The 19,659-nt window shown below is 67.7% G+C and carries 21 protein-coding genes; 4 read left to right on the top strand and 17 right to left on the bottom strand.

Going from position 1 to position 19,659, the window contains the following annotated elements; translation table 11 throughout:
* Window positions 1-61 precede the first annotated feature (61 nt).
* The 5 genes from AC1D2K_RS01695 to AC1D2K_RS01675 form a co-directional block, all read right to left on the bottom strand.
* A complete protein-coding gene (locus tag AC1D2K_RS01695; RefSeq protein ID WP_478085813.1) occupies window positions 62-310 on the bottom strand; it encodes a DUF1272 domain-containing protein in 249 nt (82 codons plus the stop codon).
* 158 nt (window positions 311-468) lie between these two features.
* Window positions 469-1,602: a DUF6929 family protein gene (locus tag AC1D2K_RS01690; protein WP_478085799.1), complete on the bottom strand. Its 1,134-nt coding sequence runs from the start codon at window positions 1,600-1,602 to the stop codon at window positions 469-471.
* Window positions 1,603-1,676: 74 nt separating this feature from the next.
* A complete protein-coding gene (locus tag AC1D2K_RS01685; protein ID WP_478085798.1) occupies window positions 1,677-2,282 on the bottom strand; it encodes a lipid-binding SYLF domain-containing protein in 606 nt (201 codons plus the stop codon).
* A gap of 133 nt (window positions 2,283-2,415) precedes the next feature.
* Window positions 2,416-3,948, bottom strand: a complete 1,533-nt coding sequence (locus AC1D2K_RS01680; protein WP_478085797.1) for a flavin-containing monooxygenase — start codon at window positions 3,946-3,948, stop codon at window positions 2,416-2,418.
* Between the two features lie 159 nt (window positions 3,949-4,107).
* Window positions 4,108-4,893: an SDR family oxidoreductase gene (locus AC1D2K_RS01675; protein WP_478085795.1), complete on the bottom strand. Its 786-nt coding sequence runs from the start codon at window positions 4,891-4,893 to the stop codon at window positions 4,108-4,110.
* A gap of 102 nt (window positions 4,894-4,995) precedes the next feature.
* Between AC1D2K_RS01675 and AC1D2K_RS01670 the strand changes: the two genes are divergently transcribed.
* A complete protein-coding gene (locus AC1D2K_RS01670) occupies window positions 4,996-5,892 on the top strand; it encodes a helix-turn-helix transcriptional regulator (protein WP_478085794.1) in 897 nt (298 codons plus the stop codon).
* Between the two features lie 49 nt (window positions 5,893-5,941).
* Here the strand turns inward: AC1D2K_RS01670 and AC1D2K_RS01665 are convergent, their stop codons facing one another.
* Complete coding sequence (locus tag AC1D2K_RS01665) at window positions 5,942-6,616, bottom strand: class II aldolase/adducin family protein (protein WP_478085792.1); 675 nt, start codon at window positions 6,614-6,616, stop codon at window positions 5,942-5,944.
* Window positions 6,613-7,902: a 3-oxo-tetronate kinase gene (otnK, locus tag AC1D2K_RS01660; protein ID WP_478085791.1), complete on the bottom strand. Its 1,290-nt coding sequence runs from the start codon at window positions 7,900-7,902 to the stop codon at window positions 6,613-6,615. Before otnK ends, AC1D2K_RS01665 begins: the two co-directional genes overlap by 4 nt.
* A 144-nt stretch (window positions 7,903-8,046) precedes the next feature.
* On the opposite strand from otnK, the gene AC1D2K_RS01655 reads away from it, so the two are divergent.
* A complete protein-coding gene (locus tag AC1D2K_RS01655) occupies window positions 8,047-8,370 on the top strand; it encodes a DUF1161 domain-containing protein (protein WP_478085790.1) in 324 nt (107 codons plus the stop codon).
* A gap of 25 nt (window positions 8,371-8,395) precedes the next feature.
* Here the strand turns inward: AC1D2K_RS01655 and AC1D2K_RS01650 are convergent, their stop codons facing one another.
* The gene (locus AC1D2K_RS01650) at window positions 8,396-8,944 is read right to left on the bottom strand and encodes a hypothetical protein (RefSeq protein WP_478085789.1); all 549 of its coding nucleotides are present in this window, start codon (window positions 8,942-8,944) and stop codon (window positions 8,396-8,398) included.
* 84 nt (window positions 8,945-9,028) lie between these two features.
* Between AC1D2K_RS01650 and AC1D2K_RS01645 the strand changes: the two genes are divergently transcribed.
* The gene (locus tag AC1D2K_RS01645) at window positions 9,029-9,295 is read left to right on the top strand and encodes a hypothetical protein (protein ID WP_478085787.1); all 267 of its coding nucleotides are present in this window, start codon (window positions 9,029-9,031) and stop codon (window positions 9,293-9,295) included.
* 8 nt (window positions 9,296-9,303) lie between these two features.
* Here the strand turns inward: AC1D2K_RS01645 and AC1D2K_RS01640 are convergent, their stop codons facing one another.
* The 9 genes from AC1D2K_RS01640 to AC1D2K_RS01600 are packed head-to-tail and all read right to left on the bottom strand — an operon-like array spanning window position 9,304 to window position 18,692.
* A complete protein-coding gene (locus tag AC1D2K_RS01640) occupies window positions 9,304-10,944 on the bottom strand; it encodes an AMP-binding protein (protein WP_478085786.1) in 1,641 nt (546 codons plus the stop codon).
* A 16-nt stretch (window positions 10,945-10,960) separates the two neighbouring features.
* Entirely contained in the window at window positions 10,961-11,665 is a 705-nt protein-coding gene (locus tag AC1D2K_RS01635) for an ABC transporter ATP-binding protein (RefSeq protein WP_478085785.1), read from the bottom strand.
* The gene (locus AC1D2K_RS01630; protein ID WP_478085784.1) at window positions 11,658-12,428 is read right to left on the bottom strand and encodes an ABC transporter ATP-binding protein; all 771 of its coding nucleotides are present in this window, start codon (window positions 12,426-12,428) and stop codon (window positions 11,658-11,660) included. Before AC1D2K_RS01630 ends, AC1D2K_RS01635 begins: the two co-directional genes overlap by 8 nt.
* Window positions 12,425-13,417 (bottom strand): branched-chain amino acid ABC transporter permease, encoded by a 993-nt coding sequence (locus AC1D2K_RS01625; protein WP_478085782.1) that lies wholly within the window; start codon window positions 13,415-13,417, stop codon window positions 12,425-12,427. Before AC1D2K_RS01625 ends, AC1D2K_RS01630 begins: the two co-directional genes overlap by 4 nt.
* Entirely contained in the window at window positions 13,417-14,304 is an 888-nt protein-coding gene (locus AC1D2K_RS01620; RefSeq protein ID WP_478085781.1) for a branched-chain amino acid ABC transporter permease, read from the bottom strand. The genes AC1D2K_RS01625 and AC1D2K_RS01620 overlap by 1 nt, the downstream gene beginning before the upstream one ends.
* A 19-nt stretch (window positions 14,305-14,323) precedes the next feature.
* On the bottom strand, window positions 14,324-15,580 hold the full coding sequence (locus tag AC1D2K_RS01615; RefSeq protein WP_478085779.1) for an ABC transporter substrate-binding protein: 1,257 nt from the start codon (window positions 15,578-15,580) through the stop codon (window positions 14,324-14,326).
* 18 nt (window positions 15,581-15,598) lie between these two features.
* The gene (locus AC1D2K_RS01610) at window positions 15,599-16,393 is read right to left on the bottom strand and encodes an enoyl-CoA hydratase/isomerase family protein (protein WP_478085777.1); all 795 of its coding nucleotides are present in this window, start codon (window positions 16,391-16,393) and stop codon (window positions 15,599-15,601) included.
* A gap of 11 nt (window positions 16,394-16,404) precedes the next feature.
* Entirely contained in the window at window positions 16,405-17,472 is a 1,068-nt protein-coding gene (locus tag AC1D2K_RS01605; RefSeq protein ID WP_478085776.1) for an acyl-CoA dehydrogenase family protein, read from the bottom strand.
* Window positions 17,469-18,692 (bottom strand): acyl-CoA dehydrogenase family protein, encoded by a 1,224-nt coding sequence (locus tag AC1D2K_RS01600; RefSeq protein WP_478085774.1) that lies wholly within the window; start codon window positions 18,690-18,692, stop codon window positions 17,469-17,471. The genes AC1D2K_RS01605 and AC1D2K_RS01600 overlap by 4 nt, the downstream gene beginning before the upstream one ends.
* 201 nt (window positions 18,693-18,893) lie before the next feature.
* On the opposite strand from AC1D2K_RS01600, the gene AC1D2K_RS01595 reads away from it, so the two are divergent.
* The gene (locus AC1D2K_RS01595) at window positions 18,894-19,571 is read left to right on the top strand and encodes a TetR/AcrR family transcriptional regulator (protein ID WP_478085772.1); all 678 of its coding nucleotides are present in this window, start codon (window positions 18,894-18,896) and stop codon (window positions 19,569-19,571) included.
* Window positions 19,572-19,659: the final 88 nt, after the last annotated feature.

Genomic DNA, 19,659 nt, shown 5'->3' with positions numbered 1-19,659 from the left:
TTTTTGAAGGTTGAGCGGAAACGTCCGGTCGGCGACGCGACCGCGCTTGGCAGGGTGAAGCTCAGGGTGCGGCTGCGCAACCTTCGGGCTTGAACACCCGCGTGGTCGAAGCCGGGTATTTTTCGAGCTTGCTGGCCAAGCGTCGTGGACGCGCAAGCAACTCACCGCCGCAGTTCGGGCAGATTCCGCCCAGGCGCTGGCCGGCGCAATCGCTGCAGAACGTGCACTCGAAGGAGCAAATCCGCGCGGCTGCCGAATCGGGCGGCAAGTCTCGGTCACAACACTCGCACCCGGGACGCATTTGGAGCATGGCGAAGACCTCGGTTGGCATGGTCGGAGCAGCTTGAGCGAAGCCGTACCGGCGCCGCCTTGATATGACTGCTGGTGGCTGGAACTCAGCTTATCGTAATCCGGGCGTCGGCCGGCAACGGTCAACGACGTGCAGACCCGATCGCTTCCAGAGTGCAATCAATGCAGCGGCGCAGGCTTGATGGTCAACACGACGTCGAAGAACTCGCTGCTGCCGTCGTCGTTGTCGCTGACCAGGGCACCGGTGGCGCGACGCCGTCCCGTGTGCGTCAGCGCGATGGACTCCACCTTGGTCTTGAGCGGCACTCCGGCCTTGGACAGGCGCTGCGCGCTTCGGGTCAGGTCCAGTGGCGCTCCATCTTTCAACGTGGACAGGGGGATCAGCCCCAGGTAGCTGCCCAGCACCGCACCGTCGGCGTAGGCGTTGTCGGAGCCCTCCACGGACGCGCTGTAGACCAGGCTGTCGATCTCGGGCCAGTAGTCGGCACCCGAGAATCCCGCCTCGATCCCCTGCAGTTGCGGCAGCCTGGCCTCATGCAGGCGGATCTCCGTGATCTTGTCGGCCTTGCCGGTCATGTAGGCCATGAGGTCGTCGAGCGCCACCTTGAAAAGGAGGTTCCGGTCGGCGTTGCCCCGGTTGAAGAAATAGGCATCGCCATGGGCCACGGCCAGGGCCTCGATGTTGACCATCTGGCCGCCCTTGAAACCCGCGAGCGCGGCGAAGTCCCGGTAGAGCACGGCCATGTCCCGTACCTGCGAGGCGGACTTGCCATCCGTGGCGACCAGGAGGCCGGTTTCCCGCGCCCCCTTCTTGCCGCCGGAGCCCAGGATCAGATTCCAGACAGCCCCGTTCCATGCCACGGTGGCCATCGCCTCGTAGTCCGGCTTGATGTGTTTGGCGATGCGGCCGTTCTTTTGAACCGGAAAGTCCTGCAGCAGGGAACGATCGGTGATCGCGAACTTGCGATTCAGCGTGAACAGATAGGGGGAATCGTCCCCAACCACGAAGTACCTTCCCGCGTGCCAGGCCATGCCGGAGCCGGAAGGAAGATTTTTCCTGACCACGGGCCCGGCGATGACGATGCCGAGGTCTGCGGCATACGAACTCCACGCGGCCATGGCCAGCACCAGTGAAGCGGCAAGTCTCTTGTTCATAGCAACCATCTCTTGAAGAAAGCGCCGCCAGCATAGCCCGATGAGGTGGCCGGATTTCCCGTTCCGGCGGCGGCGCTCGGCATGCACGGCGTGCCGAACTTTCAATTCAACGACACCGTCATCGTCGAAGGCGCGCAACGCCCCGGCTTGCTGGTGGAAGCGATGCTTCGCACACTGACGCCTTCGATCCGACAGAGCGAAGGCCCGGAGCGTTACTGGGGCTGGTTCAACTGCGCGTAGGGCACGAAGGCGGCGCCGCCCCAGTTGGCCTGCAGCAAGAGGCCCTGGTCGGTGAACTGGTAGGTGGAGATGAAGGGATTGAAGGAGGTCGACAGGTCCGCGGACGCACCCTCGGAGCGCAGCTTCATCGTGGCGTCGGCCGACGCAGCCACGTCAGCGCCGAGTCTGCGAAACTGGTCGAACACTTCCTTGTTCTTGAAGACCATCACCTGGCGGAAATCCTTGTAGCCGATACCCGGGCCCGTACCGGCGCGCGTTGCCAGCATGAAGGTAGGCGCCTGCGTCGCGTTGTCGACCAGCACGCCTGTGCCGCGCGCCCCGACGAAGAGCACGACGTTGATCTGCGAGGAGTCGAACACCGCGTAGCCGACCGCCTTCCTCAACTCCTCGCGAGTCTCGGGCTTCTGGGCAAAGAGTTGGTCGAGCGTCTTGTCGCGCATGGCGAGAATCTGCGCCTTGACTTTCGGGACCTCGGCCGCCGCCAGCGTGGGCTGCACCGACTTTTCGACGTCTTTGGAACCCGAGGCGCAGGCCGCCAGCAGGAAGGGCAGCAGCATCATCCAGGCGAGACGTGTCATGTCGAAATCCTTTTGCGAGAGCCAGGGGGGACGCCATTGTGCGCCATCAACTGCCCGGCATGATGCCGGGCAGCCGCCAGCCATGGGGCAAGGCGGACGCATGCATGCCACCGCGCAAGCAGTCGTCGCGGAATCATGGTGCGACCGGTGGCGCAGCCGCCCACGCGGCGACCTGCGCAGACTGCGCGACGCAGGCCAGTCGCCGCAGCTTCTGCAATTCGGAGTCCTGAAACTGCGAGGACTGCATGCATCCGAAGGCCTTGGCTTCATCGGCAAACCGGTCGGCCGCATCCGGCAGCGCATCGCGACCTTCGAGGCGAAACGAAACCGGCGCGAGCGGCCCGAACAACAGGGCACGCCGAAGCTGAGGCCAGCGCTGCGGATCGGGCTCCACGCCCGCGGCGCGCGCAAACAGCAAGGCCATCAGGTTCATCTTGGTTTTCTGTGGGGCGCCACGCGCGCGGCACTCGGCAACGCCCACGTGCATCGCTTCCAGCGTCGGCGCTGCGATGGCGCCGCTCCACACATAGGCCATCCACCGGGCCTGCAACTCGATCGGCGGAAACATCGGGCCCGACTGATCCCAGAGGCCCACGAATGCAAGCCCGGGCAACTGCGGATGGAAGGTGTGCTGATAAAGATCGAGCCGCTGGGCGTCGAGGTTGAGCGTGCGGCGGATCGGTGCGCCGAGGAAGGGCATTTTCAGTTCGAAGCCGGTGCCGAACAGAATGCCGTCGAAGGTCTCCGCACGCCCGTCGCTGAAGCTGACCCGCGTGCCTTCGACCCTGTCGAACCACGGCCGCACCTCGATGCGGCCCTCGGCCACCAGCGGAAGAAAATGCTGGCTCAATGTCAGGCCCGCCTCGAGGATGCTGTCGGCGGGCTTTGGCGCACCGAACTGTTCCGGACTGCCGCCCCATCCCACCACCAGCTCCTTCAGCATCTCACCGAATTCGCTGCGCGGCAGCGACTCCTCCGCCAGCGCCTGGAAGCGCGTGAACACGCGATGGTCCGAAGGCACCCCGGCCGCGAGCTTCGGCAACACATAGCGCTGCCGACGGTGGCACACGACCACCCTTGCCGCGCCGAGCATGCAAAGATCGCTGGCAATCTCGAGGGCACTGATCGCGCAGCCCGCGACGAGGACGCGCTTGCCGCGGTAGCGCTCGGGATGCTTGTAGGCGCTGGTATGCGCCACGCCATCGTTGCCCGAGAACGACGCCAGCCCCGGCACCTCGGGAATCCGCGAATGCTGGAAGCGGCCACAGGCGATCACGGCTTTCTCGAAGATCTCTTCGTCGCGCGTGTCATGGCGCACGGCCCATCCCCCGGGCACCGCCGCAACCTCGCGCACCTTGGTGCGCAGACGGATCTGCGCGGTCAGGCCGAATCGGTCCGCATAGAGCTGCAGGTAGTCGCCGATCTCGCGACTGGACGGATAGACCGCGAGGCCCGGCGCATGCGGCAGGTCGCTGAACTGGGTGAGCACGCGGCTGGTGTTGGTGCGCATCGACGGCCATACGCCGCTGCAGATCGCGTCGCCGCTCCACTGGCCGCCGGGCAATGGCGCCTGCTCGAACAGCACGGGCTCGAAGCCTTCGGATTGCAGGTAGCGCGCCGCGATCAGGCCGCCCGGCCCGGATCCGATGATGGCGACTCTTGGCATCGTTGGAACCTCCATCCTCGTCGGGACCGGTACGCGTGCCGAGCGTTTGAGGGGGTCTGGCCTTCGCCTTCCTCGCCCCATGCAAACTGCCGCCCACTCTCCCGCATTGCGGGGCCGTCGACATGGTAAATCCCTTTACCCTCGTTCATCCGAGCGCAATCACGACGCGACCTCGCAGTCGCCAATCATGCCGGCGCACGCTGCGTTCCGCCCCACGAGCGCGACCGCGTCGGCACCGGCGGCATAGCGCAGCCGTGCAGAGGCATCGTTCACGGCATGCCATACGGCTTGCGCCACATCCGGTGCGGTCGTGACGGCCGCGGGCTGGCCCAGCGCGGCGAAGATCGACTGGGCATGGGACGCATAGGCATCCGGGATCAGCCCTTGCATTCGCTGCGCGCCATTCGCCGTGAACTGCGTCGTGGGCGCATATCCGGGCTCGATCAGCTTGACGCGGACGTTGAACGATTCCAGCTCGAAGGCCAGCGACGCAGTGAACCCTTCGATGGCCGTCTTGCTGGCGGTGTAGGCCGCCACCAGTGGCATGGGGGCCAGCGTGGCGCTCGAAGTCACGTTCACCACCAGGCCCGACCGGCGCGCGCGGAGCTGCGGCAAGACCGCCTGCGTCATCGCCATCGTGCCGAAGGTGTTGGTGTCGAAGATGTCGCGCACCGTCTCCATGGGCGTCGCCTCGAAGGCACCGAACAGACCCACCCCCGCGTTGTTCACCAGCACATCGATGGGCCCCGCGGCCTCCAGTGTCCGGGCGATGCTTTCAGGCCGGGTCACGTCCAGCGGCAGCATACGCAGCCGAGCCGACAGCGGCAAGAGATCGGCACGCGGGGTGCGCATCGTGGCGACGACGTTCCAGCCCTTGGCGTGGAAATGGCGAACGGTCTCCAGGCCGTAGCCGGAAGAGCAGCCCGTGATCAGGATGGTTTTCATGACGAGACTCCTTGGTTGCAGTGGAAGGTGGCCTCACGATATCGGGTCAAGTCCGGACTCACTACAATCTAAAGTCCGATTTTCTTTGGCAGGAGTCCGGACATGGTGGACCCACTCGCGGAGGTCATCACGTTGCTGCGACCGCGTGCAGTGTTCTCGAAGGTGATCAGCGGCGCCGGTTCCTGGGCTGTGCTCTACTCGGACTTTGGCCAGCCCAGTTTCTGCGCGATGCTGGAAGGCCGGTGCGTTCTGACCGTGGACAAGCAAGAGCCTGTGACCCTGGAGGCGGGCGACTTCGTGCTGATGCCGGCGACGCCCGGGTTCACGCTGTCGGGCATGGAGCCGGCGGTGCCGGTTTTCTTCGACCCCAAGCAGGCACCGACGCCAGAGGGCGAGTTGCGCCACGGCAGGCGCAAAGGCCCCCCGGATGTGCGCATGCTGGGCGGCTACTTCGAATTCGATTCACCCGACGCCGCGTTGCTGGTCTCACTGCTGCCAACCCTGCTGCATGTGCGAGGCATCGAGCGCCTGTCGATGCTGGTGAAATTGGTCAGGGAAGAGTGCATCGAAGCGCGACCTGGCCGCGACCTGGTGCTGGGGAGGCTCGTGGAGCTGCTGTTGGTCGAGGCGCTGCGCTCCCATACCCGTGACAGCGCCCCGGCCGGGCTCCTGCGTGGGTTGGCGGATGCCCGGGTGGCCGTTGGATTGCGGCTGATGCACAGCGCGCCTGCGCGCTCGTGGACGGTGGAGGCGCTTGCCAAGGAGGCCGCCCTGTCCCGATCCACCTTCTTCGAGCGATTCTCGCGTGCCGTGGGCGTGCCCCCGATGGAGTACTTGTTGGCCTGGCGCATGGCGCTGGCCAAGACCCTGCTCAGCCGCCATGGCGTCGCCATGACCGAAATCGCTGAAAAAGTCGGCTACAGCTCGGCCAGCACGTTCAGCACGGCGTTCAGCCGCCATGTCGGACAACCGCCCAGTCGCTACGCGCGTCATCCATAAGACGCGACCCCATCGTGACCCTCAGTGCGTGGACTGCGCGCACACCCGATTACCAACGAGCCCCGAAATTGCGCCGCAGCTCGTTGATCTCGGCCTCGCCGAGCCCATCGGGCGGATCCGCAGGCCCGTTCGCAAGCAGCCAGAGCCTGGCTGTTTCTTCGAGCTCCTCCAGCACCGCCATCGCCGCGGCGGGCGTGTCGTGCCAGACGTTGGGCCCCAGGCGCTCGAGCATCACGGCGCGGATCGGCGTGCCGGCGGCGCCATAGCGCTCGATGGCTTGGGCCACCAGCGCCGCCGCCTCGGGTGCGCCCGGGCGGTGGTAGCGGATCACGGGCACGTGGCCGACCTTCATCACGAAGTACGGTGTCAGGGCCGGCAGCAGTTCGTCGCCGGTCTCGCGCAGCGTGAGCGCCACGCAGTGCGTGCTGTGGGTGTGGATCACGCAGCGCGTGCCGGCATCGAAGCCGGYGGCCGCGCCGTAGATGCGTGCGTGCATCGCGATGGTCTTGCTGGCGCGGTCGCCGTGGGTCTGGCGCAGGCCGCTGTCGAGGCGCGCCAGCCTGGCCGGATCGAGGAAGCCGAGGCAGGCATCGGTGGGCGTGATCAGGAAACCGTCGTCGAGCCGCACGCTGATGTTGCCCGCGGTGGCGTGCACGTAGCCGCGCTCGAACAGGCTGCGGCCGATGCGGCAGATTTCCTCGCGGGCGCGATGCTCGTGCGTCACAGCAGCTCGAAGGCCTTGGTGAAGAAATCGTCGCTGCCGAAGTTGCCGGACTTGAGCGCGATGTGCAAGCCCGCGCCGCCGGCCGCCTCGCCGGCCGCATGGCACCAGGGCACGCCGGGGTCGATCTGGGCGCCGATCTGCAGCTGCGCGATGCCCAGCGCCTGCACGCAGGCGCCGGAGGTCTCGCCGCCCGCGACCACCAGCTGGCGCACGCCGCGCGCCACCAGCCCGCGCGCGATCGCGGCGATCGCGCGCTCGACCATCGCGCCCGCCTCCTCCACGCCCAGGCGGCCCTGCACCGCCTTCACGGCCGATGGGTCGGCGGTGGAATAGACCAGCACCGGGCCGCCGTCCAGCAGCGGCTCGGCCCAGGTCAGCGCCCGCCCGACGACGTCGATACCGGCCGCGAGCTGCAGCGGATCGACCGCCAGCGCCGGCCGGCCCGTTGCGATGAACGCCGCCACCTGGCGATTGGTGGCCAGCGAGCAGCTGCCCGACACCACCGCCCGGAGACCGGTCGGCGCCGGCAGCGCACTCGCGGTCGATGAGGGGGCGATGCCGAAATTCGCCGGCAGGCCGATCGCGACGCCCGAGCCGGCGGTCACCAGCGGCATGCCGGCCAGCGCGGGACCCAGGCGCAGCAGGTCGTCGTTGGACACCGCGTCGACGATCGCGATGCCCACGCCCTCGCTGCGCAACTGCGCGATGCGCGCGCGAATCGCCTCGGCGCCCTGCGCCACCGCGACGTGGTCGATCAGGCCGACCTTGCGCCGGCACTGCGCCTGCAGCACCCGCACCAAGTTGGCATCGGTCATCGGCGTGAGCGGATGGTTCTGCATGCCGCTCTCGTTGAGCAGCACCTCGCCCGCGAACAGGTAGCCCTTGAACACGGTGCGATTGTTGTCGGGGAAGGCCGGCGTGGCGATCGTGAAGTCGCAGTGCAGCGCGTCCATCAGCGCCTCGGCGACCGGGCCGATGTTGCCTGCGGGCGTGCTGTCGAACGTGGAGCAGTACTTGAAGTAGATCTGCCGCGCGCCCTGCGCCTGCAGCCAGTGCAGCGCCGCCAGCGATTGCGCCACGGCCTCGGCCGCGGGGACGGTGCGCGACTTCAGCGCCACCACGACGGCGTCGACCTCGGCGCCGAGCGGGCCTTCCGGCACCCCGATGGTCTGGACCACGCGCATGCCGGCGCGCACCAGGTTGTTGGCGAGGTCGGTGGCGCCGGTGAAATCGTCGGCGATGCAACCGAGGAGGATGGGATGGGCTGCGGGGGCGGGTGAGGTCACGGGGCGAGTTTACTGACAGGCCAGGATCGCCGCGCAAGCACGGCGACCGATGAACCGGCGCGCCTACCTTTCGCTACATCTGTGTCGAGCCCGTACGGCAGAAGCGCTGGCGGATCGCGTCGGCGCATGCGAGCATCGACGCCCATGATCAAACCCTGGCTGATTTGCTGTGCCTGGGCTCTCGCCGGCGCCGCCAGCGCCGCCGAGAGCTGCGAGGCCCTGCGCGCCGAGATCGAGGCGAAGATCGCCGCGGCGGGCGTGGCGCGCTTCACGGTCACCACGGTCGATGCCGCGGCGCCCGCGGATGGCCAAGTGGTGGGCAGTTGCGAGCTGGGCAGCCGGAAGATCGTCTACCAGCGCGACCGCGGCGCCGAGCCCGGGGCCGCTGCGCCACGCCCGCGCGGCGAACCCATCCTGACCGAATGCAAGGACGGCAGCGTGTCCGTTGGCGGTGATTGCCCCCGATAGCGGCGGCGCCGGCGCGGGATCACGTTCAGCGGCAGACCGTGGTCGTCCCCACCGGCCGGCAGGTCCTGCCGTCGAGGCTCTGGTAGCGTTCCAGCTGTCCGGAATGGTTGTACCGGTTGCCCTGCCTGTCCTCGCAACCGGCTTCATCGCAGCGGCGCACGCGCGGCCGCATGTCGCGCGGCGGCGGCGGCCGGCGATAGGCGCCCGGGACGGCGTAGCCATCGTCCGGCACCCAGGCATCGGCACCGCGATCGCTCCAGCGCGAATCGCCGGCCGGCTCGACACCGCTGCCGCTGTGGCCGCGCGAGTCGATGACGATGGGGCCTGCGGGTGCGGGCGGCAGGCGCGCGGCGGCCTCCGTCGGTTCGCGCTGCAATGGCCTTGCCCGGTCGGCGTCGACGACCGGATCGGCCGGCGGCGGGATCACCACGCGCCCCACGGGGCGGGCGCCTGCGGGACAGGCGCCGTCGGTGTAGCTGACATTGCCCGCGGCGTCCGCGCAGCGAACCACCTCGGCGCTGCAGACGGCGCCGAGCGTGATGGCCATCACAAGGACGAGAAACCGGGGACGCATGGTGCACTCATTGTGCCGTTCCTGGTCCGTGCGCGCTAACATGCTCGACCGAGCGAACCATTCCACAGAGAGAGCACAAGCCGCATGGCGAACGAGTCCAACCGACAGGCCGAATTGAAGAAAATGGTGCTTTGCGCCTCATGCGCCGGCATCCAGCGCAACTGGCGCCGCGCGCCCGGGCATGCGGAGCTGGTGCAGCTGTCCAGCCGCAAGGAAGAGCGCAGCGACGGCGACAGCGGCGGCCACACCGTCAACGTCACCAGCTACCGATGCGACGCCTGCGGCACGCGCTGGGAGTACGAGAACGACAAGACGAACCAGCAGGCGGGCTGGTCGGTCGTCGGGCAGTAGCGAGGCAGCTATGCTGCGGCCTTGGTCAACCGCTCTCGCACGTCGGCGCGCAGCAGGTCCTTCTTGACCTTGCCCGAGGCCGTCTTCGGAAAGTCGTCGACGAAGAACAAGCGCTCGGGGTACTTCTGCTTCGCCACGCCGGCCGCGTCGAGCAGCGCGGTGATATCGGCCGCCGTGACGCTCGCCCCCGGCTTCGCGATCACATAGGCGCACACCGTTTCGCCGAGCCGCGCGTGCGGCATCGCGACCACCGCCGCGTTCATCACGGCCGGGTGCTGGTGCAGCAGGTCTTCCACTTCCTTGGCGCTGATCTTTTCGCCGCCGCGATTGATCAGGTCCTTGATGCGGCCGGTGAACACCACCGCGTGGTCGGCCGTCACATAGCCGACGTCGCCGGTGCGGAAAAAGCCTTGGGCGTCGAAGGCCTCGGCCGAATGCTCGGGGTCGGCATAGCCGAGGAACAGCGACGGCCCGCGCGCGCAGATCTCGCCTTCCTGCCCCGTTTCGAGCGTATGGCCTTCGACGTCGACCACCCGGACTTCATAGTCGACGATCTCGCCGTCGGTCTCGGCGGCCAGGCGCTCCTGGCCCGGCGCGCAGAAGCCGAGCGTGATCATCGGCGCCTCGCTCGAGCCGTAGACGCGGAACGCGCGGCAGTTGGGCAGCACGCGCGCCACGCGGTAGATGATCTCGGGCGCCACCGCCGCGCCGCCGCAAGGAAAAAGGCGCAGCGACGGCAGGGCGAGGCCCTGTGACTCGGCCACGTCCATCAGTTCCTGAAGAAACGGCGTGGCACCGATGGTGAACGACACCTGCTCGCGTTCGATGATGGCGGCCGCAGCGGCCGCGTCCCACTTCTCCATCAGCACGCAGCGCGTACCGCCGTAGAACGGCATCTCCAGTGCGTGGCTGAAGCCGGTGACATGGGTGACGGGCGATGGCATCAGCGTCGTGTCGCCGGGCGCGATGCCCCAATGCCGCGCGCACATCAGCGTGGCGCGGATCAGCGAATTGTGCGAGTGCAGCACGGCCTTCGGGCGGCCCGTGGTGCCCGAGGTGTAGAGCACCAGCTTGACGGCATCCGGCGACACCGGTGGCAGCGCGGGCAGCGGTGGCGCCGTCGCGATCAGGTCCTGAAGATCGCAGCCCGTGCCCGGGGTGCCGCGCACCGTCCACACATGCCGCAATGCAGGCAGCGCCGGCTGCAGCCGGGCGAGCATGGCGGCGAAGTCGAAGCCGCGGAAGTTCTCCGCGATGAAGATGCCCTTGGTCCGGCTGTCGGACAGGATCTGCTCGACCTCACGGTCGCGGTAGATCGTGACGATCGGGCACACCACCAGCCCGAGCAGGCAGGCCGCAACGTCGATGAAAGCGGCCTCGTGCCAGTTGGGCGTCTGGAACGCGACGACATCGCCGGCGCGAAAGCCGTGCTGCCACAGGGCCGAGGCCAGCCGCCGGGCCTTGTCCCACACTTCGCCGGCCGTGACCTCGCGGCCGCCGCAAAGCTGCGTGACGCGTCCGGGTTCTGTCTGCGCCGCCTCGCGTACCGCGTCGGCGAGGGTGCGGTTGAGCCACTGGCCACCGGCCACCCATCGCGCGGCGCGCCCCTCGTCCCAATGAACGTTCCATCCGCTGATGTCTAGTCGCAAGTCGGTCTCCTGGTGCCTACACGGCGAGGTAGCGGGCCTTGAGTTCCGGCCGCGCATCGAAGGCCGGCCAGTCGCCCTGGAACACCAGCGCGCCGCTGTCGAGCAGGTACACGTACTCGGTGCACTGGCGCGCATAGGCGATGCTCTGTTCGGCCACCAGCACGGTGAGCCCGAGCTTCTCGCGTGCAGCGCGCACCTGGCGCGCCAGATCCTGCGCCACCTTCGGCGCCAGGCCCTCGGCCGGCTCGTCGAGCAACAGCAGCACCGGCGAGGCCATCAGTCCGCGCGCCACCGCCACCAGCTGCTGCTGACCGCCGGAGAGCTGATAGCCCAGGCGGTCGAGCAGATCCTTCAGAAGCGGAAACAGCGCGCACACGTGGTCGATGCTCATCGTGGGCCGCGCGTTGCCGACCGCATGCCAGGCCAGTTCGAGGTTCTGTCGCACGGTGAGCGTGGTGAAGATGCGCCGATCCTCGGGCACCAGTGCCAGCCCGAGCCGCGCACGCGCCTCGGTCGTCAGGCCGGCCAACGGCTTTCCATGGAGCCGGATCTCGCCGCTGGTTTGCGGTCCCGCATCGAGCAGCGATTTCATCAGCGTCGACTTGCCTGCGCCGTTGCGCCCCAGCAGCGCCACGCCGCCCTGCGCCGGCACGTCGATGTCGATGCCGAACAGCGCCCGGCTGTCTCCGTAGCGGGCGTGCAACTGGCGCACCTCAAGCATGGTCTTCTTCCCCGTCGCCGAGGTAGACCTCTTTGACCTTGTCGTTGGTGCGGATCTCTTCGGGTGTGCCCGAGGCGATGAGCTGCCCGTAGTGCAGCACCGAGATGCGATCGGCCAGGCCGAACACCACGGACATGTCGTGCTCGGTCATGAGCATCGAGAGGCTGCGCTTGCGCTTGACGGCCTTGAGCAACTCGACGGTGGCGTGGCGCTCGGCGGCCGACATGCCGGCGGTCGGCTCGTCCAGGAACAGCACGGCGGGCTCAAGCGCCAGCACCATCGCCATCTCGAGCCGCTTGCGGTCGCCGTAGGCCAGCATGCCCGAGATGCTGTCGCGCTGGGCGCCGAAGCCTGTGTCGTGGAGCAGCGTCTCGATGGCGCCGGGAAAGGCCTCCGCCTGCGCCTTCGGCACACGGCCGAGCGGATTGGCGCGGCGCACGCGCGCCTCGAGCGCGACCCGCAGGTTGTCCTGCACGCTGAGCCTGGGGAACACCTTGGCCACCTGGAAGGTGCGGCCGAAGCCCAGATGCACACGCTGGTGCGCGGACATGCGCGTGACGTCGCGGCTTCCGAAGCGCACGGCGCCACGGTCGGCGTACAACTCGCCGGTGAGCACCTTGAACAGCGTGGTCTTGCCGGCACCGTTCGGGCCGATCACCACATGCGACTCGCCGGTGCCGACGGTCAGACTCACGTCGCGCAGCACGCGAATGCGCCCGTACGATCGGTCGAGTGCAGTGGCTTCGAGCAGGGTCGGGTTCATCGCGGGCCCTCCCTGCGCGTCCAGCGCGCGAACAGACCGAGAATTCCGCCCGGCATCGACACCACCACGACCAGCAACAGCAGCCCGGTGACCATGTCCGACATGCCCGCCAGCGTGCGCGTGAGGTAGAACACCGCCGACAGCACCACCGCGCCCAGCGCAGGCCCCCAGAAATAGGCGCTGCCGCCGAGCAGCGTGTAGAGGATAGGGTTGGTGGAGTTCGACCAGTGCGCCAGATCCGGCGTGACGATCTGCGCCCAGGGCGCCACCAGCGCACCGGCCGCGGCCGTGGTGGCCCCGGCCAGCACGAAGACCACGAGGCGGTGCATGCGCACCGGAATGCCCAGGAACTCGGCACGCTCCGGGTCCTGCTTGACCGCCTGCAGCGCGCGGCCGAACGGCGTGTCGATGACGCAGCGGATGAACAGGATCAGGAGCGCACATACGGCCACGATGAAGTAGTAGAAATTGTCGCCCGCCGCCAGGTCGACCTGCCAGCCGCCGAAGCCCAGGCGCGGCCGCTGCAGCCCGGGCAGCCCGTCGTTGCGGCCGAGCAGCGCGGTGTTGGCGATCAGCAGGTGCAGCAACTCGGCGAACGCCAGCGTGAGGATCGCGAAGTACACGCCCTCGCTGCGCCGCAGCGCCACCACGCCGACGAGACCCGCGAGCACCGCGCCTGTCAGCGCCGACAACAGCAGCGCGGGAACGAAGGGCAGGCCCAGATGCTGCGTCAACACGGCCGCCGCATAGGCGCCGGCCGCGAAGAACATCGCCTGGCCGAAGCTCAGCACGCCCGATAGCCCGAACAGCAGGTTGAACGACAGGCCGAACACCGCGTTGATCCAGATCATGCCGGCAATGAACACCAGCCCGCGGTTCAGCAGGCCCGGCACGCAGCAAGCCAGGGCCATCACGCCCAGCAGGATCAGCAGGTCGCGGCGCAGTCCGCCGCCGATGAAGCTCGTGGTGGTGGTGGTGGTGCGCATCATCAGTGTTTCGCCTTGCCCATCAGGCCCTGGGGACGCAGCAGGAGGATCAGCGTCATCGCCACGAAGAACGGCAAGCCCGGCAGGCCCGGCAGGACCCACTGCCCGAACGCATCGATGCAGCCGAGCAGGATCGAGCCGAGGAACGCGCCGCTGATGCTCCCCATGCCGCCGATGATGATGACGCCGAAGGCCTGGATCACGAAGGCGCTGGCGAGCGTGGGCGACAGGGTCTGGTTCGAGACCAGCAGCCCGCCCGCGATGCCGGCCAACGCAAAGCCGAGCGCCACGGTCGCGGTGTAGACCAGCCGCACGTTGACGCCCAGCAGCCGTGCCATCCACGGGTCGGCCGCGATGGCCTTGACCAGCCGGCCGGGCTTGGTGCGGTTGAGGAAGTATTCGAGCGCCGCGTACACCACGACCCCCGCGCCGATGATGAAGAGAGACAGCTTGGGCAGCACCGCGTTGCCGAGCAGCCAGGCGCCGTCGAGCGAAGCCGGTGGCAGCACGCTGTGGTAGTTGAGGCCCCACACGAGCTTGGTCGAGCCTTCGCACACCAGCAGCAGTGCGTAGGTCGCGATCAGCACGTAGGCATCCTCCACGCCCGCCAGCCGCCGCAGCACCAGCCGGTCGACCACCAGACCCAGCAATGCGACGAGCACGCCGGCCACCAGCGAGCCGAACAGGTAGACCGCGATCGACGGCGCACCACCGATCGCGCCGGCCAGCGAATAGGCCATGTAGGCCCCGATCATGAAGAAGCCGCCGTGCGAGAAGTTCAGGATGTGCAGGGTGCCGAACACCAGCGTGAGCCCGGCCGCCACGAGAAACGTCGCCATGGCCCAAGTGAGGCTGTTGACCAGCAGGGTCGCGATATCGGCAGCTTGCATTGGCGCGCGCGCTGTCCGCTCAGGCGGTGCGAAGCGTGAGCTTCTTGCCGGGCGCGGGCGGGAAGATCACGGACTTGCCGTCGACCTTCACGTACTGCGTGACCTTGTAGCCCTTCTCGCCGGTGCCCGGCTCGATATACACCAGCTCCACGTCCTTGATCGCCTGGTTGTCCTCGGCGCGCATGGTGCGCGGGCCGGTGACGGTGTCCCAGGTCAGCCCCTTGAGGTTGGCGATCACGGCGGCGGTGTCGGTGGACTTGCCCTTCTCGATCGCCTGCTTGAGCGCATAGATGCTCGCATGCGCTTCCGCGGCCCAGCCCAGCGGCTCAGGGTCCTTGGTCTTGGCCAGGTAGTCGGCGACGAAACGGTCGCTCAGCGGGTTGCCCTTGTTGGCTTCGGCGTAGTAGTGCATGCCCGTCCATTGAGGTGGCAGCTGCGCCTTGAGGCCACGCGCCACCAGGAACTCGTTGGCCGCGTCGCACACCACCTTGTAGCGCTGCATCAGGCCGAAGCCGCGCGCCTGCTGGAACATCGTGATCGCGTCGCCGCCGTAGGTGCAGTTGAAGACGCCGTCAGCCTGCTGGCGCAAGGCCTGCGTGATCGAGTTGCGGTAGTCGGCCACGCCGTAGGGCATGAGGATCGGCTCGAGGATCTCGGGCTTCTTCTTCGCGATCGACGGATAGTATTCCAGCAGGCCGTCCACGAAGATGGCCCAGGTGGTGCGGCCGTATTCGTGATCGGGCACCAGGCCGGTCCAGCGCGTGATGTCGGGGTACTTCTGCGCCATCAGCTTGGCCTGCGCGCGGGTGCGCGCGTCGGGCGAGTCGCCCGGGCGGAACAGGTTGGGCGAGTAGTTCTCGTGATTCATCTTCTCCGTGCCGGCGCCACAGGTGACGAACACGCCGTTTTCCTGCTGCATCACCGGGCCGAGCGCGAGCACCACGGCGCTCGAGATGCCGCCGATATGCAGATTGATGCCGGCGCCGAGCAGCTCGCGGGCCGCGGCCAGCGCCGCCGCCGGATTCGCCTTGTCGTCACGGATCTCGAGCGCGACCTGGCGGCCCATGATGCCGCCGGACTTGTTGATCTGGTCGACCGCGATCTCGGCGCCATTCTTCACGTAGGAGCCGATGAACTCCTGCGGGCCGCTGAGCGGCGTGATCAGGCCGATCTTGAATGGGCCGCCCTGCGCGCGCACCAGGCCCGGCAGGCCGGTCGCGGCTGCGGCAGCCGCCGCGGAGTACTTGAGGATGCTTCTGCGATCGATGCGGTTCATGTTGTCTCCTTGAAAGATTCAGCGGCCGGTGAACACCGGCTTGCGGCGCTCGCGGAAAGCCTTGACTGCCTCGGCATGGTCGGCCGTGAGGTTCGACATGCATTCGTACGCCACGCCGGCGTCGAAATAGCTGTGGAACAGTTGGCGCAGCGGCAGATTGGTCGCGACCTTGCTCCAGCGGATGGCCTTGGTGGCGCCCGACACCAGCCGCTGCGCCATGCCGTCGACGGCGGCATCGAGCTCGGCACGCGGCACGACGTCGGTGATGAGGCCGATGCGCTCGGCTTCGGCCGCGAGCATGAGTTCGCCGGTCAGCAAGTACTTCTTGGCCTTGGCGTAGCCGACCAGTTGCGGCCAGATCAGCGCACCGCCATCGCCCGCCACCAGGCCCACGCTCACGTGCGGGTCGCCGATCTTGGCCTCGTCCGACGCGATGATGATGTCGCACAGCAGCGCGAGGCTGGCTCCGAGCCCGGTCGCATGGCCGTTGAGCTTGCAGATCAGCGGCTTCTCGAGGTCGAGCTGCGAGTAGACGATGTCCTTGGCTTCGCGCGCCGTCTTCTCGAACTCGTCGGGCTCGTCGACGGACAGCTGCATCCAGTCGATGTCGCCGCCGGCACAGAACGCGCTTCCGTTTCCCGTGAGCACGACGATGTCGGAATCCCGGTCGCGCTGCACGTCGGTGAACACGCGCGAGAGTTCGTGGTGCAGCCGCGCATTGACTGCATTGCGCTGTTCCGGTCGGTTCAGCACCATGGTCAGGATGCGGCCGTCGCGGCGGAACTCGATGCACTGGTAGGAAGCGAAATCCATGAACGTCCTCGTCAAATGGTGGCGGCCGGCGCGGCGGCCGCGAACGCCAGAAAGTGCTGCTCTGCCGAGCCCCAGAGCTGCTCGTTGACGCGTGCGCGGCGCAAGTAGTGACTGGCCGCGTACTCGTCGGTCACGCCGATACCCCCGTGCAGTTGCACCGCCTCCTGCGTCACGCGCCGGGCGCTTTCGCCGATCAGCGCCTTGGCGGCATGCACGTCGCGCGCTGCATCGGGGGCGCCGGCCTGGAGCGATTCGATGGCCTGGTCCAGCACGGCGCGGCTTTCGCCGAGCGCAACGTAAAGGTCGACGGCGCGATGCTGCAGCGCCTGGTAGGTGCCGAGCGGGTTGCCGAACTGACGCCGGGTCTTGAGGTAGTCGAGCGTGAGGTCGAAGGCGGCAGCCATCGCGCCATGCGAATCGGCGGCGGTGGCCAGGGCGGCGAGCCAGAGCGCGTGCCGCAGGTCGGCGGGATCGCCGGCGCCGAGCGGCGTGGCCTCGGCCGCTTCGAAGGTCACGGTGGCCGCACCCCGGCCGTCGAGCAATGGATACGTCCGGCGCGTCACGCCCGGAGCGTTCACGTCGACCAGCCAGAGGCGATCGCCGCTGCGCACCAGCATCTGCTCGGCGATGTCGGCATCGACCACGACCTGCTGGCGACCGTGCAGGCGCCCGGCTTCGACGCGCACCGCGTCGCCGGCCAGCAGGCAAGCAATTCGCAGCGCGCCGGCATGCAGGCGCGGCAACAGCGCATTGCGCTGCGCTGCGCTACCATGGCGCGCCACGAGGTACGGCGCGAGCACGCCGCTCGAAGTCAACGGCTCGGTGACGAGCGCCCGTCCAGCCGCTTCGGCCAGCAGGCAGATCGATGCGACGCGCAGGCCGAGGCCRCCCTCTTCCTCGGGCGTGGCCACGCTGAGCCAGCCCATGTCGGCCATGTCCTTCCAGACCGCGGCGTCGAAGCGGCGCTCGTCGCGCGTGAGCCGTTGCCGCACCTCGAAACGGTAGCGCTCGGCCGTGTAGCGGCTCGCCGCATCGTCGAGCGCGGCATCGGTTTCGTCGCGCCAGATCTTGGTCTTCACAGGCCCAGCTCCGCTTTGCTGATGATGTTGCGCTGGATCTCGTTCGATCCGCCGTAGATGGTCGAGGCCCGCCCATGCAGGTATTCGCGGATCGCGCCGCTCGCGTCGGCCGGGCCAACGGGCGACGCCGCGTGCGCGCCGTGCACGTCGGCCGGGTCGTACGCAATGGCGCTGCTGCCGAGCCAGTCGAGCGTGGCTTCGGATATCTGCTGCTGCAGTTCGGAGCCGCGGATCTTCATGATCGACGCTTCGACCCCGGGCGGCTGGCTGGGATCCATGCTGCGCGCATAGGCCAGGCAAAAGGCGCGCAGCGCGTGCAGTTTCAGCTCCATCTGCGCGAAGCGGCGATCGAAAGCCGCACGATCCACCACGCCGTCGCTCGGCGAACCGTCGACCAGCGCTTTCAGGTGCCCGAGCTGGCGCATCGATCGCCCGGTTTCGGCCGACAGGATGCGCTCGTTGCTGAGCAGGAACTTGGCATAGCTCCAGCCCTTGCCCTCCTCGCCGACGATGTTCTCGACCGGCACCCTGACTTCGTCGAGAAAGACTTCGTTGACGTGGTGGCAGCCGTCCATGGTCTTGATCTGCCGCACCGTGACGCCCGGCGTGCGCATGTCGATCAGCAGGAAGCTGATGCCCTGTTGCGGCCGCGACGCCTCGCCGGTGCGCACCAGGCAGAACATCCAGTCGGCCCATTGCACGTAGCTCGTCCAGGTCTTCTGGCCGGTCACGACGTAGTGGTCGCCCCGGCGCACCGCGCGGGTCTTGAGACCCGCCAGGTCGGAGCCGGCACCCGGCTCCGAATAGCCCTGCGCCCACCACTCCTCGGAGGCCAGGATCGGCGGCAGAAAGCGTGCTTTCTGGGCCGCCGAGCCGAAGGTGTAGATCACCGGTCCGACATAGTTGACGCCGAAGGGAATGAGCCAGGGCGCACCGCAACGCATGCTCTCTTCCTCGAACACGAAGCGTTGCAGCGGCGTCCAATCGGCACCGCCGTATTCACGCGGCCAGTGCCCCGCCACCCAGCCGCGACCGGCCAGCGAGCGGAGGAACTTCAGGTTGTCTTCCTTGGTGAGGAACAGGTTGCCGAGCACCTTCTCGCGCACGTCGTGCGGCAGTTCGCGCTCGCAGTAGTCGCGCACCTGGCGGCGAAATTCGTTCTCGGCCGCTCGGGCGTCAGGCGTCGCGGGGGCGGCATCGAGCAGGCGGTCCATGGTCATCGGGCTGGTGATTTGTGCCCCCCGAAAGGGAAGCAAATGAATTAAACTGAATAATGAGTCAGTGCTCAGTTTGATTCATTTTTCTGGCGAACGCGCTAGGTAGAAACGCGCAGACCGGAGACGCAGAGACGATCCGGTAGACTGAAAAAATGAGCTCGCGCGCCTGCATCCTGGCGCCGTGCGGCCCGCGAAAGGATTGGTTTGGCAACGGTTTCGACTCCCCCCCGAAAGACGCGCAAGGTGTCGGCCAGCGTGCAGCTCACGCGGGAAGAACGTGCGGCACGCACGCGTGAGCAGTTGCTCGTGTCCGCCGCGCGCGTCGTCGGCGAGTACGGCTACCGCGACGCATCGATCCAGCGCATCACCGCGGACGCCGGCATGGCGCAAGGCACCTTCTACTTGTACTTCGAATCGCGCCAGGCGCTGTTCGACGAACTGTTGCCGCATTTCGGCCTGCACATGCTCGAGCGGGTGCGCGAGCGTGCACACGGCGCCAAGGGCTTCTTCGAAGTCGAGGAGATCGGGGTGCGCGCAGTCTTCGAATACCTCCACGAGAACCCGTGGTTCTGGCGCGTGCTGAACGAAGCCGAGGTGGAAGCGCCTTCCGCGTGGGCCCTCCATCACCGCCAAGTCACGAAGAGGTACCTCAGGTTCCTCAAGCGGGCGCATGCGGAAGGCGAACTCTCCGCTTACAGGGAAGACGAACTCAGCACCCTGGTCTACTTGCTGATCGCGGCGCGGGACTACCTCTACATCAAGGCGCTGAGCGATACCAGCCGCGACGCGGCCATCCCCGATTCGGTGATCAAGACCTACATCCATTTCCTGCGGCACGGGCTCGGGCCAGGCAGCGCAAGCTCTCTGTCTCAGCGGAGCTGAAGTGGGCAAGGGCGGCCGGCAGTAGCCGACATGCGATTGGCGGCAGATACTCCGGTCGATGCACGACCCTGTTGCGCCGGATTTTCCG

The organism is Variovorax sp. P1_H12_2, assembly GCF_056405335.1.
The sequence above is the reverse complement of the archived record's forward strand: the minus strand, read 5'-3'. Positions and strand labels throughout refer to the sequence as shown.